Origin of the sequence: Halobellus sp. EA9 (assembly GCF_051195055.1) — an archaeon.
Classification (GTDB): domain Archaea; phylum Halobacteriota; class Halobacteria; order Halobacteriales; family Haloferacaceae; genus Haloquadratum; species Haloquadratum rubicundus.
In genome coordinates this window covers 1-24,880 of record NZ_JBNTJW010000003.1, presented here as the reverse complement: position 1 = coordinate 24,880, position 24,880 = coordinate 1, and the positions used below count along the sequence as shown (strand labels likewise).

General features: G+C 68.7%; 23 protein-coding genes and 1 tRNA gene. 13 read left to right on the top strand and 11 right to left on the bottom strand.

Going from position 1 to position 24,880, the window contains the following annotated elements; translation table 11 throughout:
- On the top strand, positions 1 to 639 hold the full coding sequence (locus ACQUQ0_RS04865) for an RNA 2'-phosphotransferase (RefSeq protein WP_435183531.1): 639 nt from the start codon (positions 1 to 3) through the stop codon (positions 637 to 639).
- Here ACQUQ0_RS04865 and ACQUQ0_RS04860 read toward each other — a convergent pair whose 3' ends face one another.
- Positions 640 to 3,288, bottom strand: coding sequence for a heavy metal translocating P-type ATPase (locus ACQUQ0_RS04860; RefSeq protein WP_435183530.1), 2,649 nt, complete (start codon positions 3,286 to 3,288; stop codon positions 640 to 642). It lies immediately after the preceding gene.
- A gap of 294 nt (positions 3,289 to 3,582) precedes the next feature.
- Here ACQUQ0_RS04860 and ACQUQ0_RS04855 point away from each other — a divergent pair, with 294 nt between their 5' ends.
- The 4 genes from ACQUQ0_RS04855 to ACQUQ0_RS04840 all read left to right on the top strand — a co-directional run bounded on the left by ACQUQ0_RS04855 (position 3,583) and on the right by ACQUQ0_RS04840 (position 7,431).
- Positions 3,583 to 4,953 (top strand): aldehyde dehydrogenase family protein, encoded by a 1,371-nt coding sequence (locus ACQUQ0_RS04855; RefSeq protein WP_435183528.1) that lies wholly within the window; start codon positions 3,583 to 3,585, stop codon positions 4,951 to 4,953.
- Positions 4,954 to 5,061: 108 nt separating this feature from the next.
- Positions 5,062 to 5,967, top strand: a complete 906-nt coding sequence (locus ACQUQ0_RS04850) for an alpha/beta fold hydrolase (protein WP_435183526.1) — start codon at positions 5,062 to 5,064, stop codon at positions 5,965 to 5,967.
- Positions 5,968 to 6,331: 364 nt separating this feature from the next.
- On the top strand, positions 6,332 to 6,505 hold the full coding sequence (locus ACQUQ0_RS04845; RefSeq protein ID WP_435183525.1) for a hypothetical protein: 174 nt from the start codon (positions 6,332 to 6,334) through the stop codon (positions 6,503 to 6,505).
- A gap of 281 nt (positions 6,506 to 6,786) precedes the next feature.
- Entirely contained in the window at positions 6,787 to 7,431 is a 645-nt protein-coding gene (locus ACQUQ0_RS04840; protein WP_435183524.1) for a helix-turn-helix domain-containing protein, read from the top strand.
- Between the two features lie 30 nt (positions 7,432 to 7,461).
- On the opposite strand, the gene ACQUQ0_RS04835 is transcribed toward ACQUQ0_RS04840, so the two are convergent.
- Positions 7,462 to 8,295, bottom strand: coding sequence for a ZIP family metal transporter (locus ACQUQ0_RS04835; protein WP_435183828.1), 834 nt, complete (start codon positions 8,293 to 8,295; stop codon positions 7,462 to 7,464).
- A 119-nt stretch (positions 8,296 to 8,414) separates the two neighbouring features.
- Complete coding sequence (locus ACQUQ0_RS04830; RefSeq protein ID WP_435183522.1) at positions 8,415 to 9,149, bottom strand: SDR family oxidoreductase; 735 nt, start codon at positions 9,147 to 9,149, stop codon at positions 8,415 to 8,417.
- Positions 9,150 to 9,251: 102 nt separating this feature from the next.
- On the opposite strand from ACQUQ0_RS04830, the gene ACQUQ0_RS04825 reads away from it, so the two are divergent.
- From ACQUQ0_RS04825 to cruF, 3 genes are read left to right on the top strand one after another with little or no spacing between them, the layout of a single operon-like run.
- Positions 9,252 to 10,754 carry a phytoene desaturase family protein gene (locus tag ACQUQ0_RS04825; RefSeq protein WP_435183520.1) on the top strand — a complete coding sequence of 501 codons (1,503 nt, stop codon included), beginning with the start codon at positions 9,252 to 9,254 and terminating at the stop codon, positions 10,752 to 10,754.
- Positions 10,755 to 10,760: 6 nt separating this feature from the next.
- Positions 10,761 to 11,609, top strand: a complete 849-nt coding sequence (locus ACQUQ0_RS04820) for a prenyltransferase (RefSeq protein ID WP_435183519.1) — start codon at positions 10,761 to 10,763, stop codon at positions 11,607 to 11,609.
- Positions 11,602 to 12,504 (top strand): bisanhydrobacterioruberin hydratase, encoded by a 903-nt coding sequence (gene cruF / locus ACQUQ0_RS04815; protein WP_435183518.1) that lies wholly within the window; start codon positions 11,602 to 11,604, stop codon positions 12,502 to 12,504. Before ACQUQ0_RS04820 ends, cruF begins: the two co-directional genes overlap by 8 nt.
- Here the strand turns inward: cruF and ACQUQ0_RS04810 are convergent.
- The 3 genes from ACQUQ0_RS04810 to ACQUQ0_RS04800 form a co-directional block, all read right to left on the bottom strand.
- Positions 12,488 to 13,513, bottom strand: coding sequence for a phytoene/squalene synthase family protein (locus ACQUQ0_RS04810; RefSeq protein ID WP_435183517.1), 1,026 nt, complete (start codon positions 13,511 to 13,513; stop codon positions 12,488 to 12,490). The genes cruF and ACQUQ0_RS04810 overlap by 17 nt on opposite strands.
- A gap of 185 nt (positions 13,514 to 13,698) precedes the next feature.
- On the bottom strand, positions 13,699 to 13,830 hold the full coding sequence (locus ACQUQ0_RS04805; RefSeq protein ID WP_372389898.1) for an HVO_2523 family zinc finger protein: 132 nt from the start codon (positions 13,828 to 13,830) through the stop codon (positions 13,699 to 13,701).
- Between the two features lie 83 nt (positions 13,831 to 13,913).
- Positions 13,914 to 17,069, bottom strand: a complete 3,156-nt coding sequence (locus ACQUQ0_RS04800; protein ID WP_435183516.1) for an adenosylcobalamin-dependent ribonucleoside-diphosphate reductase — start codon at positions 17,067 to 17,069, stop codon at positions 13,914 to 13,916.
- Positions 17,070 to 17,578: 509 nt separating this feature from the next.
- Here ACQUQ0_RS04800 and ACQUQ0_RS04795 point away from each other — a divergent pair.
- Complete coding sequence (locus ACQUQ0_RS04795) at positions 17,579 to 17,803, top strand: hypothetical protein (RefSeq protein WP_372389896.1); 225 nt, start codon at positions 17,579 to 17,581, stop codon at positions 17,801 to 17,803.
- Positions 17,804 to 17,821: 18 nt separating this feature from the next.
- On the opposite strand, the gene trpG is transcribed toward ACQUQ0_RS04795, so the two are convergent.
- Genes trpG through trpD form a run of 4 tightly spaced genes read right to left on the bottom strand, consistent with a single transcriptional unit; the run spans position 17,822 to position 22,012 of the window.
- The gene (gene trpG, locus ACQUQ0_RS04790; RefSeq protein ID WP_435183514.1) at positions 17,822 to 18,514 is read right to left on the bottom strand and encodes an anthranilate synthase component II; all 693 of its coding nucleotides are present in this window, start codon (positions 18,512 to 18,514) and stop codon (positions 17,822 to 17,824) included.
- Positions 18,511 to 20,274 (bottom strand): anthranilate synthase component I, encoded by a 1,764-nt coding sequence (gene trpE / locus ACQUQ0_RS04785; RefSeq protein ID WP_435183512.1) that lies wholly within the window; start codon positions 20,272 to 20,274, stop codon positions 18,511 to 18,513. The genes trpG and trpE overlap by 4 nt, the downstream gene beginning before the upstream one ends.
- Positions 20,271 to 20,987 (bottom strand): phosphoribosylanthranilate isomerase, encoded by a 717-nt coding sequence (locus ACQUQ0_RS04780; RefSeq protein WP_435183511.1) that lies wholly within the window; start codon positions 20,985 to 20,987, stop codon positions 20,271 to 20,273. The genes trpE and ACQUQ0_RS04780 overlap by 4 nt, the downstream gene beginning before the upstream one ends.
- A 2-nt stretch (positions 20,988 to 20,989) precedes the next feature.
- Entirely contained in the window at positions 20,990 to 22,012 is a 1,023-nt protein-coding gene (trpD, locus tag ACQUQ0_RS04775) for an anthranilate phosphoribosyltransferase (protein ID WP_435183509.1), read from the bottom strand.
- 251 nt (positions 22,013 to 22,263) lie between these two features.
- Here trpD and ACQUQ0_RS04770 point away from each other — a divergent pair.
- A tRNA-Val gene (locus tag ACQUQ0_RS04770) sits at positions 22,264 to 22,338 on the top strand.
- Between the two features lie 186 nt (positions 22,339 to 22,524).
- Here ACQUQ0_RS04770 and ACQUQ0_RS04765 read toward each other — a convergent pair.
- Positions 22,525 to 22,734 carry a hypothetical protein gene (locus ACQUQ0_RS04765; RefSeq protein WP_435183507.1) on the bottom strand — a complete coding sequence of 70 codons (210 nt, stop codon included), beginning with the start codon at positions 22,732 to 22,734 and terminating at the stop codon, positions 22,525 to 22,527.
- Positions 22,735 to 22,886: 152 nt separating this feature from the next.
- Here ACQUQ0_RS04765 and ACQUQ0_RS04760 point away from each other — a divergent pair, with 152 nt between their 5' ends.
- The 3 genes from ACQUQ0_RS04760 to fer are packed head-to-tail and all read left to right on the top strand — an operon-like array spanning position 22,887 to position 24,687.
- The gene (locus ACQUQ0_RS04760) at positions 22,887 to 23,330 is read left to right on the top strand and encodes a hypothetical protein (protein ID WP_435183505.1); all 444 of its coding nucleotides are present in this window, start codon (positions 22,887 to 22,889) and stop codon (positions 23,328 to 23,330) included.
- A gap of 1 nt (position 23,331) precedes the next feature.
- A complete protein-coding gene (locus tag ACQUQ0_RS04755) occupies positions 23,332 to 23,904 on the top strand; it encodes a PGF-CTERM sorting domain-containing protein (RefSeq protein WP_435183504.1) in 573 nt (190 codons plus the stop codon).
- A gap of 39 nt (positions 23,905 to 23,943) precedes the next feature.
- Complete coding sequence (gene fer / locus ACQUQ0_RS04750) at positions 23,944 to 24,687, top strand: ferredoxin Fer (protein ID WP_435183502.1); 744 nt, start codon at positions 23,944 to 23,946, stop codon at positions 24,685 to 24,687.
- The last annotated feature ends 193 nt before the right edge of the window (positions 24,688 to 24,880 follow it).

Here is a 24,880-nt window from a genome sequence, read left to right as displayed (position 1 = left end):
ATGCACGGCGTCCACGAGTGTCCCGACCACGGCTTCGTCGCCGCCGACTCGTGTCCGGACTGCGGCGTCGACGCCGATCCCGTACTGTCCGGCGATCGGCGCGAGCGGCTCTCGCGCTTTCTCAGCTACGCGCTCCGCCACGGCCCCGGCGACGCGGGGATCGAACTGACCGACGCGGGCTGGGCGCCGTTCGCCGAGGTCGTCGCCGCGGCGACCGAACAGCACGACTGGGCCGGCGAGACGGCCGTCAGGGGCGTCGTCGCTGTCGATCCGAAGGAGCGGTTCGAACACGACGGCGATCGGATCCGCGCGACCTACGGCCACTCGGTCGACGTCGACCTGGAATCGACCGATCGACCCGTGCCGGACACGCTGTACCACGGCACCGACCCGGACAGCGTGGCGAAGATCCGCCGCGAGGGACTGCGGCCGATGAGCCGGCAGTTGGTCCACCTCTCCGACGGCGAGGCCGAGGCGCTCGCGGTCGGCAGTCGACACGCCGCGGAGCCGGTCCTCCTCGTCGTCGACGCGGCCGCGATGCTCGACGCGGGCCACGACATCACGAAGCGGGGTCGGGGGGTGTACACGACAGCGCGGGTGCCGCCGCGCTTTCTCACTCTCGCGGGCGGGCCCGAGTGATCACTCGTCGGGGCTGACCCGCGAGAGCCGCATCGCGTTCCCGGTGACGCCGAGGGTCATCCCCGCGTCGCCGGCGAGGACGGCCAGCCAGATCGGGACGTAGCCGAACGGGACGCCGACCGCGAGGAGCGCCTTGATCCCCAGGCTCGCCCAGATGTTCTGCCGGATGACGCCGTTGGCGTCGGCCGCGAGCTCGTAGAGGTAGGGAAGCTTCGAGAGGTCGTCGGCCATCAGCGCCACGTCGGCGGTCTCCAGGGCGGTGTCGGTGCCGGCCGCGCCCATCGCGACGCCCACGGTGGCGGTCGCGAGTGCGGGCGCGTCGTTGATGCCGTCGCCGACCATCGCGACGCCGCCGGGCGCGCCGTCGCGCTCGTGTTCCGCGACGAGCGACTCGATGGCCGCGACCTTCTCCTCGGGGAGCAGTTCCGCGCGGTACTCGTCGACGCCGACCCGCTCGGCGATGGCGCGGGCGGTCCGCTCGTTGTCGCCGGTGAGCATCACGGTCTTCGAGACGCCGAGGTCGCGCAGCCGGGCGACCGCGCGCTCGGCCTCCGGGCGGACCTCGTCGGCGACCGCGATGACGCCCTCCAGTTCGCCGCCTTCGGTCCCCGATTCGGCGTCGGACCCGGACTCGGGCTTGCCGACCAGGATCACGGTCTTGCCCTGTGACTGGAGTTCGGGGACCGTCGTCTCCAGGAGGTCGAGGCAGTCGCTGCGTTCACACAGTTGCTTCGCCGTCCGGGTGACGACGCCGCCGTCGGTGGTCGCGTGGACGTGCGAGAGGTCGAATCCGAGCTCCTCGAAGAGGCCGGGCTTGCCCGCGACGTGCGGCGTGCCGCCGAGGTCCGCGCGGACGCCCTTCCCGGTGAGCGCCTCGAAGGACTCGATCTCGGCCGTGTCGTCGCCGTCGACGCCGGCCTCGCCCGCCGCCGCGACGATGGCCTCGCCGACGGGGTGTTCGCTCCGGGCCTCCAGCCCGCGGGCGCAGCGGAGGACGTCGGCCTCGCTGTTGCCGTTCAGCGGGACCACGTCGGTCACGGTCAGCTCGCCGGTGGTGAGCGTGCCAGTCTTGTCGAAGGCGACGGCGTCGACCGCGCCCATCGCTTCGAGGTGGGTGCCGCCCTTGATCAGGACGCCGTTCTTCGCCGCGCTCGTGATGCCCGAGACGACGGAGACGGGCGTCGAGATGACGAACGCGCAGGGGCACGCCAGCACGAGGAGCGTCAGCCCGTAGACGACCGCGGTCGGCCACGTCACGCCGAGGACGAACGGCGTGCCGAGGGTCGTGAGAATCGCGAAGGCGACGACGACCGGCGTGTAGTACGACGAAAACCGCTCGACGAACTGCTCGCGCTCGGTCTTCTTCGACTCGGCCTCGGCGACCATCTCGACGATCCGCGAGAGGGTGTCCTCGCCCGCGGTCGAGGTCACCTCGACTTCGAGGTAGCCGCCCTCGTTGATCGTCCCCGCGAAGACCTCGTCGCCGACGGTCTTGTCCACCGGGACGCTCTCGCCGGTGATCGGCGCCTGATTCACCGCGCTCTCGCCCTCGACGACCGCGCCGTCCATCGGGATCTTCTCGCCCGGGCGGACGACCACGACGTCGCCGCGCTCGACGTCCTCGACGGGGAGAGTGACTTCTTCGCCGCCGCGCTTCACCGTCGCCTCGTCGGGCGAGAGATCCATCAACTCCGAGAGGGAGTCGCGGGCGCGGTCCATCGCGTAGGACTCCAGCAGTTCGGCGACGTTGAAGAGGAACGCCAGCGTCGCGGCCTCGAAGTACAGCGCCTCCCCGAACGCGAGGCTGGCGAGTAAGGCGCCGACGATGGCCGCAGACATCAGGAAGTCGATGTCGAGGTTGCGGTTCCGCGCCGAGTAGTAGCCGTCGCGGAGGATCACCTGGCCGCCGCTCGCGACGGCGACGAGGAAGAGCACGTCCGCCAGGAGGAGTTCGGCGCCGAGGACGCTCGCGACGCGGACGTTGGCGCCGGCGAGGAAGAACTCGAAGAGCAGGCCCAGGGTCAGAAAGCCGCCGCTGATCCAGGTCTTGATCCCGCGGGTGCTGGTCCAGACCGATCCGGCGTCCGATTCGGCGTCGGCGTCGTCGCCGTGCTCGTTTCCGCCCGCGTCATCTGCCTCGTTCGTCACCTCGTAGCCGGCGGACTCGATCGCCGCCACGAGGTCCTCGCGCGACGCCTCCGGGCCGTAGTCGACGCGGACGCGTCCCGTGGTTGGGCTGGTCTCGAAGCGCCGGATTCCCGCCGCGCGGTCGAGCGCGCTCTCGACCTTGCCGGCGCAGGAGGCGCAGTCCATCCCCGGGACCGACAGCGTCGCCGAGCGGACGTCGACGTCGGCGACGCCGTAGCCCGCCCGTTCGATGCGGTCCCCGATGGCGGCGACGTCCGTCTCGGCCGCGTCGTAGGCGACCGTGAGCGTCCCGCTCGCGACCCGCGGGTCGACGTCGTCGACGCCCGCGGCCCCGTCGAGCGCCGACTCGACCTTCCCCGCGCAGGACGGACAGTCCATCTCGGGGACCTCGAACGTCGCCGTGGCGCGTTCGCCGGACGCGTCCGGACGCCCCCGATTTCCCTCGGTGCCGGGCGCTTCGCGGTCGTCTGCGGCCTCGTTTTCTCTTGCCGATTCCGTCATTATGTGAATCGAGTGGCTCCAGTCTTATTAATATCGCTGCTATAGATCCGCCGTGAAATCGTAATCTATAATAAAAAATTTCGTTTGAGTTAATAATTCTGCTCGGACGGCCCCGCCCGATGCAGTAACTTTGGTCGGAGTAATTAAATAAAACCGACATAGACGGAGTTCTGGTTTTTCCAATCGACAATATCGGCGAATACGACGAATATACCGCTCTCGATCGCCGTCTGAGTCGAGTCGGTATTGTCCGCGAGGTGAACACCTAAGAACGATAATCATATTCTTTCGTTAATGACGACACCCCCAGCCGAAAGCGAGTGGTCCCGACAGTACATCGACGGCGAGTGGGTGTCCGCGTCGTCGGGGGAGACGCTCGCGGTGACGGATCCCTCCACGTGCGAGACGCTCTTCGAGGTGCCCGCCGCGACCGAGGCGGACGTCGACGCGGCCTACGAGGCCGCGGCCCGCGCCCAGGCGGAGTGGGCCGACGCGGCGCCCGGACGGCGACAGGAAGCGGTACTGGAGGCGATGGACAACCTTGAAGAGCGCTTCGACGAGACGGTCCAACTCCTGCTCTCCGAGGGCGGTTCCTCGATGGCGAAGGCGAACATCGAGACAGAGAACACGGTCGCCCAGATGGCCGAGGCGGCGACGTTCCCCTCGCGGATGAAGGGCGAACACGCCGGCTCGAACATCCCCGGCAAGGAGAACGTCGTCGAGCGGCGGCCCGAGGGGATCGTCTCTGTCATCACGCCGTGGAACTTCCCGCTCGTCCTCAAGCTCTCCTCGGAGACGCCCGACACGGGCGGCCTCCTCATCGCTGAGCTGTTCGAGGACGTCGGCCTCCCCGACGCCGACGTCGTCGCGTTCACCGGCTCGACCCCCGTCGGACGGGAGGTCGCGTCGATGGCCGCCCGCAACCTCGCGGCGCCCGCGATGGAGCTCGGCGGCAACAACGCCCACATCGTCACCGCCGACGCCAACGTCGAGGACGCGGCCGAGGCCGGCGCGTTCGGGTCGTTCATCCACTCGGGACAGATCTGCATCTCGATCAACCGCCACCTCGTCCACGAGGACGTTTACGACCAGTACGTCGAGATCCTCGCGGGCTACGCCGAGGGGATCCCGACCGAGAGCGTCCACGACCCCGAGAACGTCGTCGGCCCGATCATCAACGAGTCACAGCGCGACCAGATCCTCGACTACATCCAGGACACCGTCGACGCGGGCGCGGCGCTCGTGACCGGCAACGAGGTCCACGAACTCGACGGCGTCGAGGACTCGCTGGTCCTCGAACCGACCGTCCTCGCGGCCGTCACGAACGATATGCCGACCGCCTGCAACGAGCACTTCGGACCCGTCGCGCCGGTCATCAAGGCCAGCGATATCGACGAGGCAGTCGAGATCGCCAACACCACCGACTACGGGCTCTCCGGGAGCGTCTACGCCGGCGACACCGGCCGCGGCCGCGAGATCGCAAAGCGCGTTGAGACGGGGATGATCCACGTCAACGACCAGCCGATCAACGTGGAGCCGCATATGCCGTTCGGCGGCGTCGGCGCCTCCGGCATCGGCGCGTTCAACGCCGAGGAAGTCATCCACGAGTTCACCCGTCCGAAGTGGGTGAGCGTCCAGCACGAACAGCGCGACTACGGGTTCTGAATCGGCTCACGGCTCCCGCTCGACGCGAGGCCTGGCTTAAGTTATAAACTACCGTACTCATCCGGCAGTATTCACACCGGGGTACCGCACGTATTCGCCACCAGGACGATGACGACTACGCGCTCACCGACGAACGAGATCGACGGCGACGCAGCCCTCCGAGTCGCCCGGGTCGGCGATCGAGCGGTCGCGTACGCCGAATACGGCGACCCGGACGGCACACCGCTCCTGTTCCTCCACGGGACGCCAGGCTCCCGTCTGCTGGGGCGGCTGCTTAATAAAGCCGCGCGAGAGCACGAGGTCCGAGTGCTCGCACCCGACCGCCCGGGATACGGGGCGTCGGACCCGTGGCCCGACAGGACCGTCGGGGAGACGGTGGACGCGCTCGTCGCGGTCCTCGACGACGCCGACGTCGCTTCTGCCGGCCTCGTCGCGTTCTCCGGGGGCGCGCCCTACGCCCTCGCGGCGGCGACCCGACACCCCGAGCGATTCGATCGGCTCGACGTCGTCTCCGGCGCCGTGCCGCCGACGTTCTCCGACGAGACGCCGCCGGTCCAGCGGCTTCTCCACCGGATGGCGCGGTCGACGCCCGCGCTCCTCCAAGCTCTTCTCCGCGGTCAGGCGTGGCTCTCCGCCCGGCTGGATCCCGCGGCCGTCGTCGCCCAGTACACCACCGACGGCGCCGACGACGTCCCCGAGGACGCGGCGGCGATCGTCAAGGCCGACTTCCTGGAAGCCATCGGCGGCGACGCGGCGGCCGCCGCCGTCGAGTTCCGCCACGCCGCTCGGTGGGATCCTGCGACGGACGGACCGCCGATAGCCGTCCGGTTCCGCCACGGGAGCCGTGACGCGAACGTGCCGATCGACGGCGCCCGTCGCTTCGCCGATCAGTTCCCGGGGGCGGCGTTCGACGAGTACGAGGGCGCCGACCACCTCGGCGCGCTCCTGCGCGCCGTGCCGGACGTGGTGAATATGCAGCGGGACGAGCAGGAGCTGGCGGCGTCCCTGGCCTGATAGTGATTACTCTCGTCTCTTACCGCCGAGCGCCGTCACCGGGCGTCGCGTCCGGCGGTAAACAGTGAGCAGGGTGTCATAGAAGACGTTCCACACCAAAACAGGAATCGCTCAGTTCAGGAAAACGCTGTGTCACACCGAGCCGGAATCTACCCAGCTTCTGTCAAGAATCAGCTGCTGAATATAGAGGGTATAGTCAGCAGCGTGAAACGTGGGGAACCGCAGCGACTGAACGGCCTCTATGCTGAAGCAGCGCATCGCTGTATTTGCCTATATGTCATTCAAACCGTTGCTACCACCACTAACAGTCCCTTACAGAGTCCATTGGAGCAACAGCTAAGATGACCTCACACTGATGATGCATATGAACGGAACGATTCGGCGGCGAGTGAATGCCCGTTGGAAGAACGTCGTGATCTTCATCGCAGCCATGATTGTGGGGATAATGGCGTATACGGGGGACCTCGTCTACACACCTGTCGTACTCGTCCTGTTGCTGATTGCGGTGGGAATCGGTCGGTACGGCTCCGAGCAGTAATCCGGAGAGCCTCGTAGCGACCTATCAGAGACACGCGCTGTCTATTCAGCACGACGCTGTGAACCTTGGCGAGATCTGACAGACTCCCCGGCGATACATTCGCACGCTTCTTTTCACGGTTGATTCGGCTGTGAAATCGTGAAACAAACACCGTGGTAATTCTTCTATGACGCCCTCAGTGAGAGTAATCACTATGAGTCGTCGCGGCGGCGAGATCAGCAGACCGCGAACCGAACACGATGATTGATGATCCGACCGGGCGAACGTCGCCTCAGCGCTGAATGAAGCAGGTCCAGTTCTCGATCGAGTACCCGGACCGTCTCCGGCATCCCCTCCACCGGGCGGTCGTCGACGACGGCTCGGTCTCGCGTGCGGAGTTGCTGATGTGGAGTCCGACCGCGGACGCGACGACGCTGCTGTGGTTCGACGCGGATCCCGACGCCGTCCGCGCGGTGCTCTCGGCGATCGAGTCGCTCGCCGAGCGCTCGCTCGTCCGCGACGGCGGGGGTACCTACGCCTTCCTCAGCCAGGCGGCCTACGAGTTCCCCGATCCGGTCCTGGAGGTCGTCGCGGACGCGGCCGTGATCTTCGTCCCGCCGGTCGTCTTCTCGTCTTCGGGGCCGGTGAACTTCGAGGCCGTCGGCGAGGCGCCGGCGCTCTCGGACCTCCGGGAGTCGCTGTCGGCGCTCGGAGCGATCGAGATCGAGCGCGTTCGCCCGTTCGCGAGGTCCTCGTCGCCCTCGCGGCTCACAGAGCGGCAGGCCGCGGCGCTCGACGCCGCGGTTTCGGTCGGCTACTACGAGGTCCCGCGGACCGGGAGCATTGAGGACGTCGCCGCCGCGCTCGACTGCGCGACGAGCACCGCGGGCGAACTGGTCCGGAAGGCCGAGTCGGCGGTGCTCCGCGAGTACGCCGAGCGGGAGTGAGTCGGAAAAACGGGTGGTGTGGCGCGTCGCTCAGGCGATGACGAGCCACGCCGCGAGGACGACGAGGCCGCCGATCGACGTCGAGACGACGGCGTGGACCCGGAGGCGGTCCAGCACCGCGTGGGCGTCGCCCGAGACAGACAGCATACTGTGGATCTCGCTGCCGATCTCACACCAGGGCAGGAAGTCCATCGCGACGTGGAGGAAGACGCCGGCCGCGAAGCCGAAGACGAGGCCGCGGACCGGGCCCGACGCGGGCAGCGCGATCATCGAGGTGGCGATGCCGGCGATTCCGACGCCCGTCGCGGGCAGGAGGAGGATCGACGCGTTCCGGCCGGCGTTCGCGAGCCGCCGGGCGGCTGCGTAGCCCGCGGGTCCCTTGTGGGAGACGATCGCCAGGCCGAGCAGCGCCCCGAGTTCGGGCATGTTCCCGTAGATGATGCCGATGATCGCGCCCGCGGAGAAGGCGTGGGCGGTCAGTTCCGCGACCGTCCGGTCGATCGGGAGGTCCATATGGGCGAGCCGATGCCCGACCGTGTGGGAGGCAAAGCCCGCGAGCAGGCCGAACGCGACGCCGAAGCCGCCCCACTGCGGGTGCTGGCCGATCGCCTGCGGGACCAGGAAGACGGCCGCGCTCGTCACCATCGCGCCCGCGGCGAGCCCGTAGCCCCACACCAGCGCGCCGCCGCTCTCGGCTCTCGTCCGCGCTCCGAGCGGCGCCGCCAGCGCCATCGCCAGGAACGCGACCCACGAGATCCCGACCAGCTTCCCGTGGTTCTCGATGCCCGTCGCGACCGCGAGGACCGAAAGCCCCACCAACACAAGCGTCGCGAGGAGCCCGACCGTCGAGATCCGATCGCGGATATGAAGGCCGCCGTCCGAATTAATAACGCTCACGTTCATAATACGAACGCTCGTTTTAATAAGCGTGTCGGAGCGAAGCGTCGCGGCGGATCATCCGGGATTTGCGTCGGAAAGCCGCCTCACCGCGATCGCGTCGCGCGCTTCCAGGTCCGGAGGTCGACGCGTTCGCCGTCGATCTCCTCGGCGTCGGCCTCGCCGGCGGCCCACACGAACATCGGCGCGACGTCTTCGGGCGCGCGCCCGCCGGGGCCGCTGAGATCGGTCTCGACGATCCCGGGATCGACGACCGCCGCGGTCTGGTCGGCGTCGGCAGCGACCTGCCGGACTATGGCTTCGGCGGCCGCCTTCGAGACCGCGTACGCGCCCATCCCCGGTTTGGCGTCGACGGCGACGGATCCGGACGGCACGAGCAAGCGCCCGTCGGCCGGCATCCGCGCGAGTCCCTCCTTCGCGGCCGCGAAGACCCCGCGGAGGTTCGTCTGGAGCGTGTCGTCGAAGCGGTCGTAGGACTCCTCGTGGATCGGCATCTCGCCGGGATCGCCGTGGTTGACGCCCGCGTTCGCCACCACGACGTCGACTCCGTCTCCGGGGCCGATCCCGTCGGCGACGTCCATCGCCCGCTCGACGTCGGTGGCGACCCGCACGTCGGCGCGGACGCCCTCGATCGGCGCCTCGCGGTCGGCGTCGGCGGCCTCCCGCGTCGCCCGCGCGTCGGCGACGGCCTCGTCGAGTGCGTCGACGTCCCGCGCACAGCCGACGACTGCGGCGCCCTCCCCGGCGAACGCTTCCAGGAGCGCCCGGCCGATGCCTCGACTCGCGCCCGTCACGACGACCGTCGCGTCGGTGAGCGTCATACCGAATCCTGGGCCCGCTCGTAGGTAAAGATTCTCGCCGTCGGGAGCCTCGGCGACCCGCTCGGTCAGTCGATTTATGGTTTCGACGCCCCACGTCCCGTTATGGACACTCCCCCGGACCTCGACGCGCTCGCCGGCGCCGACGTCGTCGTGATCGGCGGCGGCTTCGGCGGCCTCTCGACGGCGTGCTACCTCGCGGACGCGGGCGCGGAGGTCACCCTCCTAGAGAAGAACGACCAACTGGGCGGCCGCGCCAGCCGGCTGGAGGTCGAGGGCTTCCGGTTCGATATGGGCCCCTCGTGGTACCTGATGCCCGACGTCTTCGAGCGGTTCTTCTCGCACTTCGGCCGCGAGCCGTCGGACTACTACGACCTCACCCGCCTGGATCCGCACTACCGGATCTTCTTTAAGGACGGCGACCGCGTGGACATGGTCCCGGACCTCGAACGGAACCGACAGGTGTTCGAGTCCTACGAGCCCGGCGCGGGCGAGCGCTTCGACGAGTACCTGGAGAAGTCGAAGACGAACTACGAGGTGGGAATGGAACACTTCGTCTACGAGGACCGGAGCTCGCTTTCGGACTTCATAGACTGGGACGTCGCAAAGCAGGCCCGCGGGCTCTCGCTCGTCGGCTCGATGCAGGACCACGTGGAAGAGTACTTCGAACATCCGAAGCTCCAGCAGATAATGCAGTACACGCTGGTGTTCCTCGGCGGCGCCCCGAACAACACCCCGGCGCTCTACAATCTGATGAGCCACGTCGACTTCAACATGGGCGTGTACTACCCCGAGAACGGCCTCGGCGGCGTCGTCGACGGCATCGCGGAGATGGGGAGGGAACTCGGCGTGGACTACCGCCTCGACAGCCCGGTCGCGGAGATCAAAGGCCGCGAGGGCGCCTTCGCCGTCCGCACCGAGTCCGGCGCGGAGTGGTTCCCCGACTACGTCGTCAGCGACGCCGACTACCGACACACGGAGATGGAACTCCTCGACGAGGGGAAGCGCCAGTACGACGAGGACTACTGGGACTCGCGGACCTACGCGCCCTCGGCCTTCCTCCTCTATCTGGGCGTCGAGGGCGACGTCGACCCGCTCGAACACCACACGCTCGTCCTGCCGACCGACTGGAACGAGCACTTCGAGCAGATCTTCGAAGACCCGGCGTGGCCCGACGACCCGGCGTACTACCTCTGTGTCCCCTCCGAGACCGACGACGACGTCGCGCCCGAGGGCCACTCGAACCTCTTCGCGCTCGTGCCCATCGCGGCCGGGCTGGAGGACACCCCGGAGATGCGACAGGAGTACCGCGACCTCGTCTTGGACGACATCGCCGAGCACACCGGCGTCGACCTCCGGGACCGGATCGTCGTCGAGGAGTCCTTCTGCGTATCCGACTTCGCCGAGCGCTACAACGCCACGAAGGGGACCGCACTGGGGCTCGCCCACACGCTCAGACAGACCGCGCTGTTCCGGCCGCCCCACAGATCGGAGGCCGTCGAGGGCCTCTACTTCACGGGCGCGTTCACGACGCCCGGCATCGGCGTGCCGATGTGTCTCATCAGCGGCGAACTGACGGCGGAAGCGATGGCCGAGCGGGCGGGCTGAACTGATATGTCCGGGGGCACCGTCGGCCGAGTGCGCTATCTGCTGACGCTGTCGCGGCCGCGCTTTTGGCTCTACCTCGCGGGCCCGGTCGTCGTCGGCGTCGCGTTTGGCGTCGACTCGACGGGCAGGCTGTTCACGCCGCTCACCGTGGGGCTGTTCGCGTACTTCCTCCTGCCGGCGAACGTCTTCCTCTACGGCGTCAACGACGTCTTCGACGCCGACGTCGACACGGAGAACCCCAAGAAGTCGGACCGAGAGGCGCGCTGGCGGGGTGATACGGTCGTCGCCGCGGTCGTCGTCGCCTCGACGCTCCTGGGCGCGGCCACGTTCGCCGCCACGCCCACGCTCGCGTGGCCGTACCTCGCGGGCTTCTTCCTGCTCGGCTTCCAGTACTCGGCGCCGCCGCTGCGCTTCAAGACGACGCCCTTCCTCGACTCGCTGTCGAACGGGCTCTACGTCCTGCCGGGCGCGGCCGCCTACGCCGCCGTCGCGGGCTCGCATCCGCCGCTGGCGGCGGTCGCCGCCGCGTGGCTCTGGACGATGGGGATGCACACCTTCTCGGCGATCCCCGACATCGAACCCGACCGCGAGGCCGGGATCAGGACGACGGCGACGTTCCTCGGCGAGCGCCGGACGCTCGCGTACTGCCTCGCGTGCTGGCTCGCTGCGGCGGCCGTCTTCGGACTGGTCGACGGTCGCATCGGCCTCCTCCTCGCGGCGTACCCGGTGTTGGTCTTCGCGATCTACCTCTCCGACGTCGACGTCGACCGGGCGTACTGGTGGTATCCTGTCGTCAACACCGCCGTCGGGACGCTTCTCACCCTCGGCGCGCTCTGGAGGCTCGTCAATGCCTGACCCGCCGGAGTCGCGGGAGGCGGTCGACTCCTCGCGCCTGGGCTCGCTCCGCGCCGGTCTCCCTCGCTCCCGTGCGGAGTGGGAGCGCCGGCTGGAACGGCTCGTCCGCGAGAACCGCTTCACCATCTCGGTGTTCTTCCCGCTCAACGGGATCGTGCTCCTCTTGGCCAGCGCCGAGGGCGTCCTGCCCGAGCCGCTGGCGTTCCACGGCCTGCTGATCCTCCTGGGGACGGCGGTGATGCGCTCGCCGCTCGCCGTCGGCGTCCTCCCGATCACCGACCGGCGAGCGGCGGCCGGCGTCGGCGCCTTGACGCTCTACGCGTACGGGATCGAGTACCTGGGCGTTCACACCGGGATTCCCTACGGGGACTTCTTCTACGGGGTCGACCTCGGGCCGATCGTCGCGGGCGTCCCGCTGGGGCTCCCGGTCTTCTTCATCCCCCTGGTGATGAACTCCTACCTCCTCTGTCTGCTCCTGCTCGGCGAGCGCGCCGCGCGGACGGGCGTCCGGGTGGCCGCGGTCATCGCCGCGGTGCTGGCGATGGACGTCGTCCTCGATCCCGGCGCGGTCGCGCTCGGCTTCTGGGTCTACCCGAACGGCGGCGCGTTCTACGGCGTGCCGCTCTCGAACTACGCCGGGTGGGTCCTCTCGGCGACGGTCGCGACCCTCGCGCTCGACTGGGGCTACGACCGGCGCGCGCTCTTGGATCGGCTGGCGGACTGTGAGTTCCTGCTGGACGACCTGGTCTCCTTCGTCATCCTCTGGGGCGGGATCAACGCGTGGTTCGGCAACTGGATTCCGGTCGCGGGGGCCGCGCTGTTCGGGCTCGGTCTCCTCCGGACGGACCGGTTCGATGTGCCGCTGTCGGGCGGGCTCGCTACTCTCCGCCGGTGAAGCCCCGGAGCCAGCCGGAGACGCGGCCGCCCCGCCGCGACGCTCCCGAGGGGTGGCTCGGCGACGGCCCGGAGTGGCCGGGATCCCGCGCCGCGTCGCCGTCCTCGGGGTAGGGGACGACGCTGACCCGCCGGAACACCGCGACGGGGTCGCGCTCGATCGCCCAGAAGAGGCGCGTCTTCGCCAGGAGGTAGAGCTTCCGCGCCGTCGACAGCGACGGCGTCGTCGAGAGGACGTCGCAGTCGCGCTTGCGGATCTCGCGGTGGTGGTCGGCGTAGAGGACCGCCGCGAGCAACACCGCGAACTGGCAGTCCTCGGGGAGGTAGTCGATGCCGGCGACGCCCTCTCGGTACAGCGCCTCCGCGCGCTCCAGTTCGTCTTCCATCGCCGCTCGGAAGTTCTCGTCGTACTCGAAGTTCAGGAGCTGTTCCTCGGTGACGCCGTGCTTCTGGAGGGTCTCTTTCGGGAGGTAGATCCGGTCGCGCTCGACGATGTCCTCGCGGACGTCCCGGAGGAAGTTCGAGAGCTGGAACGCCTCGCCGAGCGCCGTCGCGTGCGGCAGCGCCGCGTCGGCCTGCGGCGTCTCCATAATCTCGGTCATCATCCGGCCGACCGCGGCCGCCGAGCCGTCCATATACGCCTCCAGTTCCTCGTAGGTCTCGTAGCGGTCGGTGTCGATGTCCGCGAGCATCGCGTCGATGAAGCTGTCGACGTCGGACGCGGGGATGTCGTGCCGCTCGCGGAGTTCGGCGAACGCCGTCAGCACCGGGTCGTCGGATTCCTCCTCGCCGAGGGCCTGGCGACGGAGCGCCTCCAGTCGCCGGCGCTGTTCCGCCGGCGCGGGGGTCTCCTCGGCGTCGACGACCTCGTCGGCGACCCGGAAGAAGGCATAGAGGACGTACGTCGCGTGCCGGACCCGCTCGGGCAGGACGCGCGTCGCCAGGTGGAACGTCTTCCCGGTGCGCCGCTGGATCGCCTTACTCTGTCGGATCTGTTCTTCTCTCACCATCGTTAGGTGCTACGGTTCGGGGTGTCTCGTCGCGATTCCGTCCGGCCACACATCTGTTGTTTTTGCTACGGACTGAATTCATATAACGCTTCGTGCCGATTTGACACCGATCCGACCGCAGTCCGAACGGTCGGCCACCAGACTCATATACTATGAACCGGCGGTTCGCGCTTTCCAGTATCAGATCACCAAAATGTGTCGCTGCAGTCGTAGACCACCCCGTGCTCGGGGCAGACGTACTTGCAGTGGCGCCGGGCCATCGACCGCCCGCAGAGCGGACAGGGCCGGCCGGGCGGCGTCTCGGTCGCGTCGCTCACGTTCGTTCGGGCGGTCGCAGTCGACAAGAAGGTTCGCATCCGGCGACGAAGATCGGAAGTCGATCGCTACGCCGGCGAGCGCCTCAGCACTCGGACCAGCCGCAGGCCTCGCAGGTCTTGCACCCCTCGGAGAAGTACAGCGACATACTGCCGCACTCGGGGCACTCGGGGCTCTCGCCCGCCGCCAGCAGGTCGTCGGTCGCGTCGTCCGCGCCGGCGGCCGCGTCGTTGGTCCGGTCGGCGGACTCGCCGACGTCCACGTCGCCGACGTCGACCGTCGCGCCGCCGTCGGTCTGCCGGCCGGGCGTGCTGGCATCCGTGTCGCCGTCTTCCGACAGCTCGGTCAGGTTCTGCTGCTGCGGGTAGCCCTTGTCGATCTCGCCGTCGAGGTAGCGCCGCATCGCCGTGCCGATCGCGTCCGGGATGGAGTTGATCTGCTCGCCCTTGTCCCAGGCGACCTTCGGGCTGCGGATGCCCTGGAGCTCGCTGGCGATCTCGGTGGGATCGACGCCCGAGCGCAGCGCCGTCGAAATCGTCTTCGCGAGCGCCTCGGTGAAGGAGGCGGTGAAGCCGCCGGAGTTGCCGATGTTCGCGAACAGCTCGAACGGCTTTCCATCCTGGTCCTCGTTGATGTTGACATAGAGTTTGCCGTAGCCCGTGTCGATGCGCTGGGTGACGCCGTGGAGGACGTCCGGCCGCGGGCGCTTCTTGCCGAGGTCGGTCTCGCCGTCCGCGGCCGAAAGCAGCCGCTCGACCTCGCTGTCGATGGCCGCCTGTACCTCGTCGCTCTCGAGGAAGCCCTCGACGCCGCCGAAGACCTCTTGGATCTGCTCGACGAGCGCCTCCGCGGCCTCGCTCTCGTCGGCGAAGTCGGTGTTCTGCGCGCGCGTCGTCAGCACCTGCTTCGAGCGCGTGCCGTCGCGGTAGACGGTGACGCCCTTCCCGCCGTTGCGGTAGATGTAGCGGTAGACCTCGTCCATGTCCTCCTTTGAGGCCGAGTTCGGGAAGTTACAGGTCTTCGAGATGGCGGAGTCGACGCCCTCCTGGGTGGCGCACTGCACCGCGGCGTGCTGCTTCCCGGAGAGGTCGCCGGTGACGACGAACAGCTCCGAGATCGCATCGGGAACCGTCGACAGCGACGAGACGCCGTCGAACTCGTTTGCGGCCATCTGCTCTTGGGCCTCTTCCTTCACCGTGTCGACGTCGATGTCGTTGGCCTCCAGGACTCGCAGGAAGTAGTCGTCGAACTCGACGAGCATCTCGTCGCCCTGGACGTCGTCGGAGACGTTCTTGTAGTAGGCGACGTTGTAGATCGGCTCGATCCCGCCCGTCGTGTTGCCGACCATCGAGGTCGTGCCCGTCGGCGCGACCGTCGTGGTGTTGTGGTTCCGGATCGGGTAGCCCTCGGCCCAGTCGTCGGCGTCCTCGCCGGTGTGGTGCTCGAACCACTCGCGGTACTCCGTGGGGTTCGCGTACTTGGAGTCGTCCCAGTCGTTGAACGAGCCGCGGGTCTCCGCGAGCTCGTGGCTCGTCCGCTTGGACTCGTGGTTGATGTGCGTCATCAGCTGGCGGGCGACCTCGTTGCCCGCCTCGGTGCCGTACTGGATGCCGAGCTGGATGTACAGCTGTGCCAGCCCCATCACGCCGAGGCCGATCTTCCGCATGTCCCGGACCTTCTGTTCGATCTCCGGCACCGGGAAGTCCGACATCGTGACGACGTTTTCGAGGAACCGCGTTCCCCGGTCGATCCGGTAGTCGAACTCCTCCCAGTCGATCGCCTCCGCGAGGAAGGCGTCGACGGCGTCGTCGAAGGAGTCGTACTCGTCGCCGTGGGCGTCGTACCAGACGCGCCAGTCGGGCGCGTCGAAGTCGACGAGCGTCGAGAGGTTGATGTGGCCGAGGTTACAGGCCTCGTACTCCTCCAACGGCTGCTCGCCGCAGGGGTTTGTTGCCAAAATGGTATGTTCAGGATTCTTATCAGTGTCGAAGGAGTGCTGCTTGTTGACGCGTTCGAGATAGATCACGCCGGGCTCGCCGTTCTCGTGGGCGCCCTCGACGATGTGGTCCCACAGGTCCTGTGCGGGGACCGAAAGTTCCTCGCCGACCTCGACGTGCTCGCCGAGGCCGAACATCTCGTAGAGCTCTTTCGTCTCGGGCGTGGCGACGTGCGGCTCTTCGGTTCGCGGATTGGTGAAGGTGAACTCCTCGCCCGCGAACAGCGCGTCCATGAAGTCGTCGGTGATCCCGACCGAGATGTTGAAGTTCGAGAGGTGGCCCTCGACCGCGTTCCGGAGGTGCTTGGGGACGCGCCCCTCGTCGTCGATAAGTTCGCGGGCCTCCTCCAGGGCGTCCTTGAAGGAGTTGTGGGTGTAGTCGTCGGGGTCGTTCAGCCGCAGGGTGTGGGCCAGGGAGACGTCCTTGTTCTTGGCGTGGATGAACTGGATGACGTCCGGGTGGCTGACGCGCATTACGCCCATCTGTGCGCCGCGTCGCGCGCCCCCCTGCGCGATGGTCTCACACAGCTGGTCGTAGGTCCGCATGAAGGTGATGGGGCCCGAGGCGATGCCGCCGGTCGAGCCGACGGGGTCGCCGTAGGGGCGGAGCCGCCAGAAGGCATAGCCCATCCCGCCGCCGCTCTGGAAGACCTGGGCGGCCTCCTTGGCGGTCTGGTGGATGTCGTCGATGTCGTCGTCGGGCGAGTCGACGAAACACGCCGACAACTGTTGAAGCTCGTCGCCCGCGTTCATCAGCGTCGGGGAGTTCGGCATGAAAGACAGCGAGTCCATCAGCGACTCGAACTCCTCGCGGGTCGCTTCGACCTGCGTGCGGATCTCGTCGGGCAGTTCGGGGACGACGGTGTCGTAGGCGAACTTGTTGACGTTGTAGACCGAAAGCGCCGTCTCGGCGTCGGCATCGGCGGTGACGCCCTTGCCGAACACCTCCGCTGCGAGCTCGTCCCGACGCGGGTGGTCGGGCTTCAGCTGCTCGGGCGTGACGGTGACCTCGACGCCTCGGTTTTCGGCCTCGAAGACGGCCTCCGCGAGCGCGACGTTCTTCGCGACGCGGGGGAAGAGGTCCTCCTGGGACTCGATGGGTTCGCCGTCGGCGTCCTTGCGGAGGTACCGCGCCGGCAGAATGTTGTGGTACGCGTTCGCGGTGAGTCGCTCTTCGAGCGTCTCCCCGTCGGTCCGCTTGACGGGCAGTTCCAGGTCGTCGACTCTCTCGGGCTGATTGCTCATTTACTGTTCCTCCCGCCCTGTGGAAGTCCACCGGGCGATTTCGACTCGTGCGACTGGCTCAGTTCCGGTCATTTGTGACGATGGCTTGTGAGTGCGGCAGGTCGGTTTAAGGCTTCGGTATCAGCAGACGGCCGAATACCTATGACATCCGATACCTTACTCCCCCCTGCCGGTGGCACGCCTCCGACGTGGCGGGCGTCCGTTCGACCCAGCGAGTTATCAAGGTTGGTAGACCGGAGTGAAAGTGAAATATCTGGAGTATACCCCGTCGCTGTCTCTCGATATCCAACCGAACAGATGGGGTGTCCGACGGCGGCGGATCGACCCAGTTCGGCGGCGGTTTCGCCGGGCCGCGCGTCGACTCCGGCGCGTTCCGATCCGCTAGAGGCCCCTAATAGTCATATTACATACCTATGCCGGCGGGACGGCGTCGCTCTTCGGTGGCCTCCGTCGGCGACGTCCCCGAATTACCCCACAGACTTATTCCCTCTACCGGGGATGAAGCGGGTATGTCCGCACTCGCATCGGTCGTGCCGTCGCTCGCGCTCCTTCAGCTCGGGGGACTGCTCTCCCAGCCGCTCGGGCAGGCGCTCGCGGTGATCGTCGGCGTCGGAATCGTCGTCCTCGTGGGACGGATCGCGCTGAAGATCGCCTGGCGGCTCGTCACCATCGCCGCGCTCGTCGTCGGCGGACTGCTGGTGCTTTCGTTCTTCGGCATCAATCTCCTGGGCTGACCGACTGGAGGAGGGAATTCAGACCCGCGCGCGCTCGTCGATCGATCGCGAGAGCACGCACTCTTCGAGGAAGTTCCGCACGATGTCGTGACCGACGCCCGTGAGCACCGACTCGGGGTGGAACTGCACCGCCTCGATCGGGTACTCGCGGTGGCGCACGCCCATCACGAGGTCGGTCGCCTCCGGCGCGTCGCCCGCTCTCTCCGCTTCTCCCTCGCCCGCGTCGCCGCCCCCGATCGCGTGGCTCGTCGTCGCCGACACCTCGAAGTCGTCCGGGACGGCCGTCGCCACGAGCGAGTGGTAGCGGCCGCCCTGGAAGCCCTGGTCCAGGCCGGCGAAGACGCCGCGGCCGTCGTGTTCGACGGGGAACGCCTTCCCGTGGACGGGCTCGGGCGCGTGGCCGATCTCGCCGCCGTAGGCGTAGACGGCCGCTTCGAGGCCGAGACAGACGCCGAGCGTGGGGATGCGGTGTGAGAGCGACGTCAGGACCTCGTTCGTGACGCCGACGTCGCGGTCGTTCTTCGGGTGGCCGGGGCCGGGGCTGATCACGATCGCGTGGGGGTCGATCTCGCGGAGTTCCGCTATCGACGCGGTGTTCTTGCGGACGATTACGTCGACGCGCTCGCCGTCGACCCGCTGTTCGGAGAAGTACTCCACGAGGTTGTAGGTGAACGAATCGAAGTTGTCGACCACGAGCAGGCGGAGCGTCATCGGGCTACCTCCTCTATGTCCTCGGCGTCCTCGACGCTCTCGGCGCCGTCGGAGGCCCCGCCCTCGGAGCCGCGGTCGCGTTCGATCCGCTCGACGGCGGTGAGCACGCCGTCCATCTTCTGTTCGGTCTCCTCGTACTCGGCTTCGGGGTCGCTGTCGGCGACGATGCCCGCGCCCGCCCGCACGGAGACGACGTCATCGACCCCGTCGGCGCCCGCCTCGACCGTCGCCGTCCGGATCACGATCGCGAAGTCGGCGTCGCCGGACCACGAGTAGTAGCCGACGCCGCCGCCGTAGACGCCCCTGGGCGAGCGTTCGAGGTCGTCGACGATCTCCATCGCGCGGACCTTCGGCGCGCCTGTCAGCGTCCCCGCCGGGAACGTCGCCCGCGTGGCGTCGAAGGCGTCGGCGCCCCGGGGGTACTCGCCGTTCCCGCTGTCGGGGCCCGCCAGCGTCCCCGTCACGGTCGATTCGATGTGCTGGACGTGGCTGTACTTCAGGACGTTCATGAACTCCTCGACGCGGACGCTGCCCGGCGCTGCGACCCGGCGGACGTCGTTGCGCGCGAGGTCGACGAGCATCGTGTGCTCGGCGCGCTCCTTGCCGTCGGCGAGCATCTCGCCGGCCAGCCGGCGGTCCTCGACGGGGCTCGTGCCGCGCCGACACGTCCCCGCGATCGGGTTGGAGACGACGCGCTCGCCCTGCACGGACACCAGCGTCTCGGGGCTCGCGCCGACGATGTGGCGGTCGTCGTGCCGCAGGACGTACATGTACGGCGAGGGGTTGACCTCCCGCAGCGCCTCGTAGAGCCCGAGCGGGTCGATCCGCCCGTACAGCTCCCGCACGCGGGAGATGACGCCCTGGTAGATGTCGCCGTCGAGGACGTGCTCTTTCGTCTTCCGGACCGCGGCCTCGTACTCCGCTTTCGGCCCCGCGGACTCGCCCGTCCGGACGAAGCCGCCGGTCTCTGGCGCCTCGGCGTCGGCGAGCGTCTCGGCGACGCGATCGGCCTCCTCCCGGAGCTCGTCGTAGACCGCGCTCGGGTCGTCGTCGGGCGTCACGACGGGCGTGAGCACGAGCGAGACCGACGACTCGGCGTGGTCGAAGGAGAGCGTCTTCGTCGTGAGGACGAACTGCGCGTCAGGCGTGTCGGTCTCGGGGCGCTCGATTCCGACCTCCGCGAGCCAGAGGTCGTAGACGGCCTCGTAGGCGAGGAAGCCCACGAGCCCGCCGCGGAGCCGCTGGCGGTCGTCGTCCGGGAAGCCGACGCGGGGGAGGTCCGGGAAGGCCGCCCGGAGGCGGTCGAGGACGTCCGGGTCGCTCCGAGTGTCGGCGCCGGCGTCTTCGTCCCCGTCGTTGCCGTCGCCGATCTCCGCCTCGACGTACTCGGCCGCGCGACCCCCGAGGCGTTCGACGTCGGTCCCGTCGGGATCGACCGTGATCACGGCGTCGGGATCGTAGCCGACGAACGAGTAGCGCGCGTGGCGGTCCGCGGTCGCGTGGTCGGGCGCGAACGCGCCCGCGGGGTCGCTGGAGGGCGTCTTCTCGGCGCTCTCCAGGAGGAAGCCGTAGTCGCTCCGATCGGCGAGCGCGGCGTACGCCGACAGCGGCTCCGTCTCCGGGAGGTCCGCGGTCACGTGGGCGACCACGGGCCCCTCGGCCTCTGCGGTGGCGCGCTCGACCTCGCGGACGAACGACTCGCGGGACTGCGACAGCGCGGGCGCGCTGACGCTATCGGCGTCGTCGCCGCGGTCGCTCACGACGACACCTCCTCGACCGTCCGGTCGTCGTCCGTCCGATTCCCCCCGGACGCCTCCGCGTCGTCGCCGGCAATCCGCTCGCCCGCCGCGGCCGCGTTGGCGACGAACGCCCGGACCGCGTCGTGGTCCTTCTGCCCGCCGCGTGCCTCGACGCCGCTCGCGACGTCGACGGCGAACGGCCGGACGGTCTCGACGGCCTCGGCGACGTTCTCCGGCCCGAGGCCGCCGGCGAGGATCACCGGCGCGTCGAGCGTCGCGGTCACTTCGGCCGTCGCCGCCCAGTCGTGGGTCTCGCCGGTGCCGCCGGCGCCCGAGTCGTCGACCGAGTCGACGAGCACGGCGTCGACCGCGGGCGCGACGTCGCGAGCGCGCTCCGGGTCCTCGGCGTCGACGACCGCGACGAGCTTGGCGGCGACGGAGTCGCGGATCTCCCGGAACGCCCCGGGCGCGAAGTCGCCGTGCAGTTGGAGGACGTCCGACCCGACGCGGTCGGCGACGTCGACGGCCTCGGCGGGCGTGTCGGGCATCGTCACGAGCGTCGTCGTGAGGAAGGGCGGCGCGGCCGCGACGAGCCGGGCGGCGTCCCCGACGGCGACCTCGCGGGGCGTTTCGACCGGGACGTCGGCGATGACGCCGACCGCGTCCGCGCCCGCCCGTTCGACGGCGCGGAGGTCGGCTTCGTTCGTGACGCCGCAGACCTTCGTTCGCACCATCGTCAGCGCTCCGCCGCGGCGTCGACGGGCTCGCAGAGGGCCTCGAAGGTCGACGTCGCGTCGCCCTCGTCGATGGCCTTCGCCGCCGTCTCGACGCCGTCCTCGATGCTGTCGGCCAGCCCCGCGACGTAGATCGCCGCGCCCGCGTTCGCGAGGATGATGTCCCGCTTCGGGCCGGTGACCGTCCCGGTGACGATCCCCCGGAGGTCCTCGGCGTTCTCCTCGGGCGTGCCGCCCGCGACGGCGTCGATCGGCGCCGCGTCGAGTCCGATCTCCTCGGGCGTAAGGGTGTACTCCTCGATGTCGTCGCCGTCGACCTCCGCGACCCGCGTCTCGTCGTGGAGCGCGATCTCGTCCATTCCGGAGCCGTGGACGACGAGCGCGCGGTCGACCGCGAGGTGTGAGAGCGAGCGCGCGAGCACCGGCACGAGGTCGGGGTCGTAGACGCCGACGACCTGCGCGTCCGCGCCGGCGGGGTTGGTGAGCGGCCCGAGGACGTTGAAGATGGTCCGCATTCCGAGTTCCTTCCGCGGGCCGATCACGGCCTTCATCGCGGGGTGGAACACCGGCGCGAGCATGAAGCCGATCCCTTCGCGCTCGATCGCCTCCTCGACGGCCGGGGGCTCGGCCTCGACGTCCGCGCCCGCGACCTCCAGGACGTCGGCGCTCCCCGACGACGAGGAGACCGAGTAGTTGCCGTGTTTCGCGACCGCGGCGCCCGCGCCCGCGGCGACGATGGCGCTCGTCGTCGAGACGTTGATGGTGTTGTAGTCGTCGCCGCCGGTCCCACAGGTGTCGACGAGCGGGTCCCGATCGGGATCGATCGTCCGGGCGGCGTCGCGCATCCCCTGCGCGAAGCCGGCGATCTCCGTCTCGGTCTCGCCCTTCGCGCGAAGCGCCGCCAGCAGCGCCCCGATCTGGGCTTCGGTCGCGTCCTCGAAGACCAGACCGGCCGCCTCGCGGGCCTCTGCCTGTGTCAGATCCGTTCCCTCCGTCGCGCGTTCGATGTAATCTTGGAGTGTCATCGTGATCACCGATGTACGTCTTCGTGTTACAGTGAACAAATCCGTTCACCAGTATAAGGCTATCGGAGCGGTCACTCCGGCCGATCGCCGCCATCGGCCGAACGACCGGCCCGTGTCGGGTCTGGGACGCTGGGCCGCCGTCGGACCTCAAACCGGACGACGGCGTCCGATCCGCGAAACGAAACCTTCAATTACGTACACCGGGAATCGGGAGATGCGCTTGGAAGAGTGCGAGCGAGCACGCGCCGGGCGGGTTGGTGGTCTAGTCTGGTTATGACACCTCCTTGACATGGAGGAGGCCGGCAGTTCAAATCTGCCCCAACCCACTCCCTTCTGCACCGAATCGCGCCGCGAAGCGACGCCGATACCCTATCGCTGAATAGCACTACTACTCCCGCGCGAAGCCGTTGCCCTCCGTACCGGGCTGATTCGGACTGCGCGAGGCAAAAGACCTTCACCAATCGGCGGGCCCTTGGTTCGTATGTCCGATTGGTCCCGGCGGCGGTTCCACGTTAGAGGTAGCCCAGTTCTTCCAGCCGCTCGCGGAGTTCCCCGTCGAACTCCTCGTCGGTCAGCAGATCGATGGCACTCTCCTGGCGCCGCTCGACGACGTCGAGCAGCTGCAGCGCGGTTCGGAGCTTGTAGTGGACCTCGGCGTCTTCGGTCTCTTCGATCGCGCTCTCGAGGAGCGTCGCGATAGTGTCGGTCGTCGCCTTCGGCATATCGAGCTAGTTCGGACATCGAGTGAAAACCGTAGCGATCGACGTCCGGCGGGATCCTCCGATGGCTTTCCCGCGATTTATCGGGAACGGGCCGTCTGCATATCAATCGAGTACCGTTAATATTCATACCGCGGAGGACCTCTTTCCGAACTGTGACGTGCCGCGCTCGCGACCCGTTGCCGCCCCTGCTCGCAGTCGGCCTGGTCCTCCTGGCCGGGTGTACAGGCTGGGGCTCGCCGATCTCGGACCCGACGGCGACGACGCGAGCGTCCCCGACGCAGTCGCCGACGGCGACCACCACCGCGGCGATTCTCTCCCTCCCTCCGGACCTCGACCGGCGGCTCTACGACCTCACGACCGCCGAGAACCGCACCGCCTACGCCGACCAGCACGGGCTCGTCTACGAGGACGGGTCGGTGCAGGTGGTGATCGAACTGGCCGGCGGCCGGACGCTCCCCGACGGCTACGCGGTGACCGTCGAACTCCGGAGCGGCAGGCTCGTCCAGGGCTACGTCGCCGTCGACGACCTCGTCGGGCTGGCACGGCACGAGAACGTTACCGCGGTCCGGCCGCCGTCGCGGCCGCAACCCACCTGAAATGCGGACCGCGATCGTCCTCGTGACCGTCGCCGCGCTCCTCACGGCCGGCGCCGCCCCGGCGTTCGCGAGCGGACTCGGCGGGCCGGACGGTGCCTCGTCTGCGGTCGGCGCCGCGGACCGGCACCCCGTCTCGTCATCCACCGAGCCGCCGACCCGAGCGGAGACGACCGCGACTCCCACGTCCACGTCCACGTCCACGTCAACCCCGACACCCGCACAAAACGGCTCGAATACGACCGACGCGGCGGGCCCGCCGCCCGAAGCCAAGATCGCGGCCGGACTGCTCGACGGCGGTGACGGCCGGGGCGGGAGCGACGGCCGCGCGGCGCCGGACGGACTGACCACGTCGGGCGTCGTCGGGTCGACCTCGGGAACGACAGCCGCCGACTCCCCCGGGTCCGACGGGAGCGACGGCGATTCGATCGCGGGCACCGCCACGCCGTCGTCGTCGACGACGGAAGCGACCGTCTCGATGCCTGGAACGAGCGGCGGGTCGACGCCGGGGTTCGGCATCGTCGTGGCCGTCGCGGCGGTCCTCCTGGCGGCGGCGACGGTCACGCGACGACGGTGAGAGGGGAGGACTTAACCACGCCATCTCCCAATAGCCTCCGTGGAGTCGCCGTACGACGTACTCGGGATCGACGCCGACGCCGACGCCGACGAGGACGACGTCGTCCGGGCCTACCGGGAGCGGGTGAAGGAGGCCCACCCGGACCACGGCGGGTCGCTGGCGGAGTTCAAGCGCGTCCGACGGGCCTACGAGCACATCTCGGCCGGACGCGATCCCTCGACCTTCGAGAGCGACGCGACCGGAGACGGGGTAGGTCGCTCGGCGGACGGCCGGGAGAGCGGACGCGGCCGAGGCCACGGGCGGTCGGATGCGGCGAACGAAGGGGCCGAAGACGAGGGCGAGGGAGACGAGGAGACGCTCGGCCCGACCGTCGAGTACCTCGACTACGAGGTCGCTCAGGCGCGGGGCTGGGAACTGACCGACGAGGACCTCTTCGAGAAGGCCGAGGCCGCGGACCTCCCGGTCGACAGCCACGGGATCCTCGTCGTCGAGGAGCGCGAGACGCTGCTCGAAGCCGCAGAGCGCTACGGCTTCGCGTGGCCCTACGCCTGCCGCGGCGGCGCCTGTGCGAACTGCGCCGTCGCCGTCGTCGAGGGCGAGGTGGAGATGCCCGTGAGCACGGTCCTCACAGACGAGATGAAAGAGCGCGGCGTCCGCCTGTCCTGTATCGGCGCGCCCGTCACCGACGATCTGAAGGTCGTGTTCAACATCGAACACCTGCCCGGACTGGCCGAACTCCGCCTCCCGGCCGAGCAGTTCGAGAGCGCCAGAGCCGACGACTGATAGTGATTACTCTCACTGTTTACCGCCGAACGCAGTCGCCAGGGGCGGCGTTCGGCGGTAAGAGACGAGAGTAGTCACTATGACGCCTCTTTTGTCTGGAAAGTAACACTCACGGCCATCCGTGTTCGGTTAAGCGGAGAAACCGACAGACAGCGCTCTGTTGACGAAGTTATCGTGGTAGACCGCGTGGGGA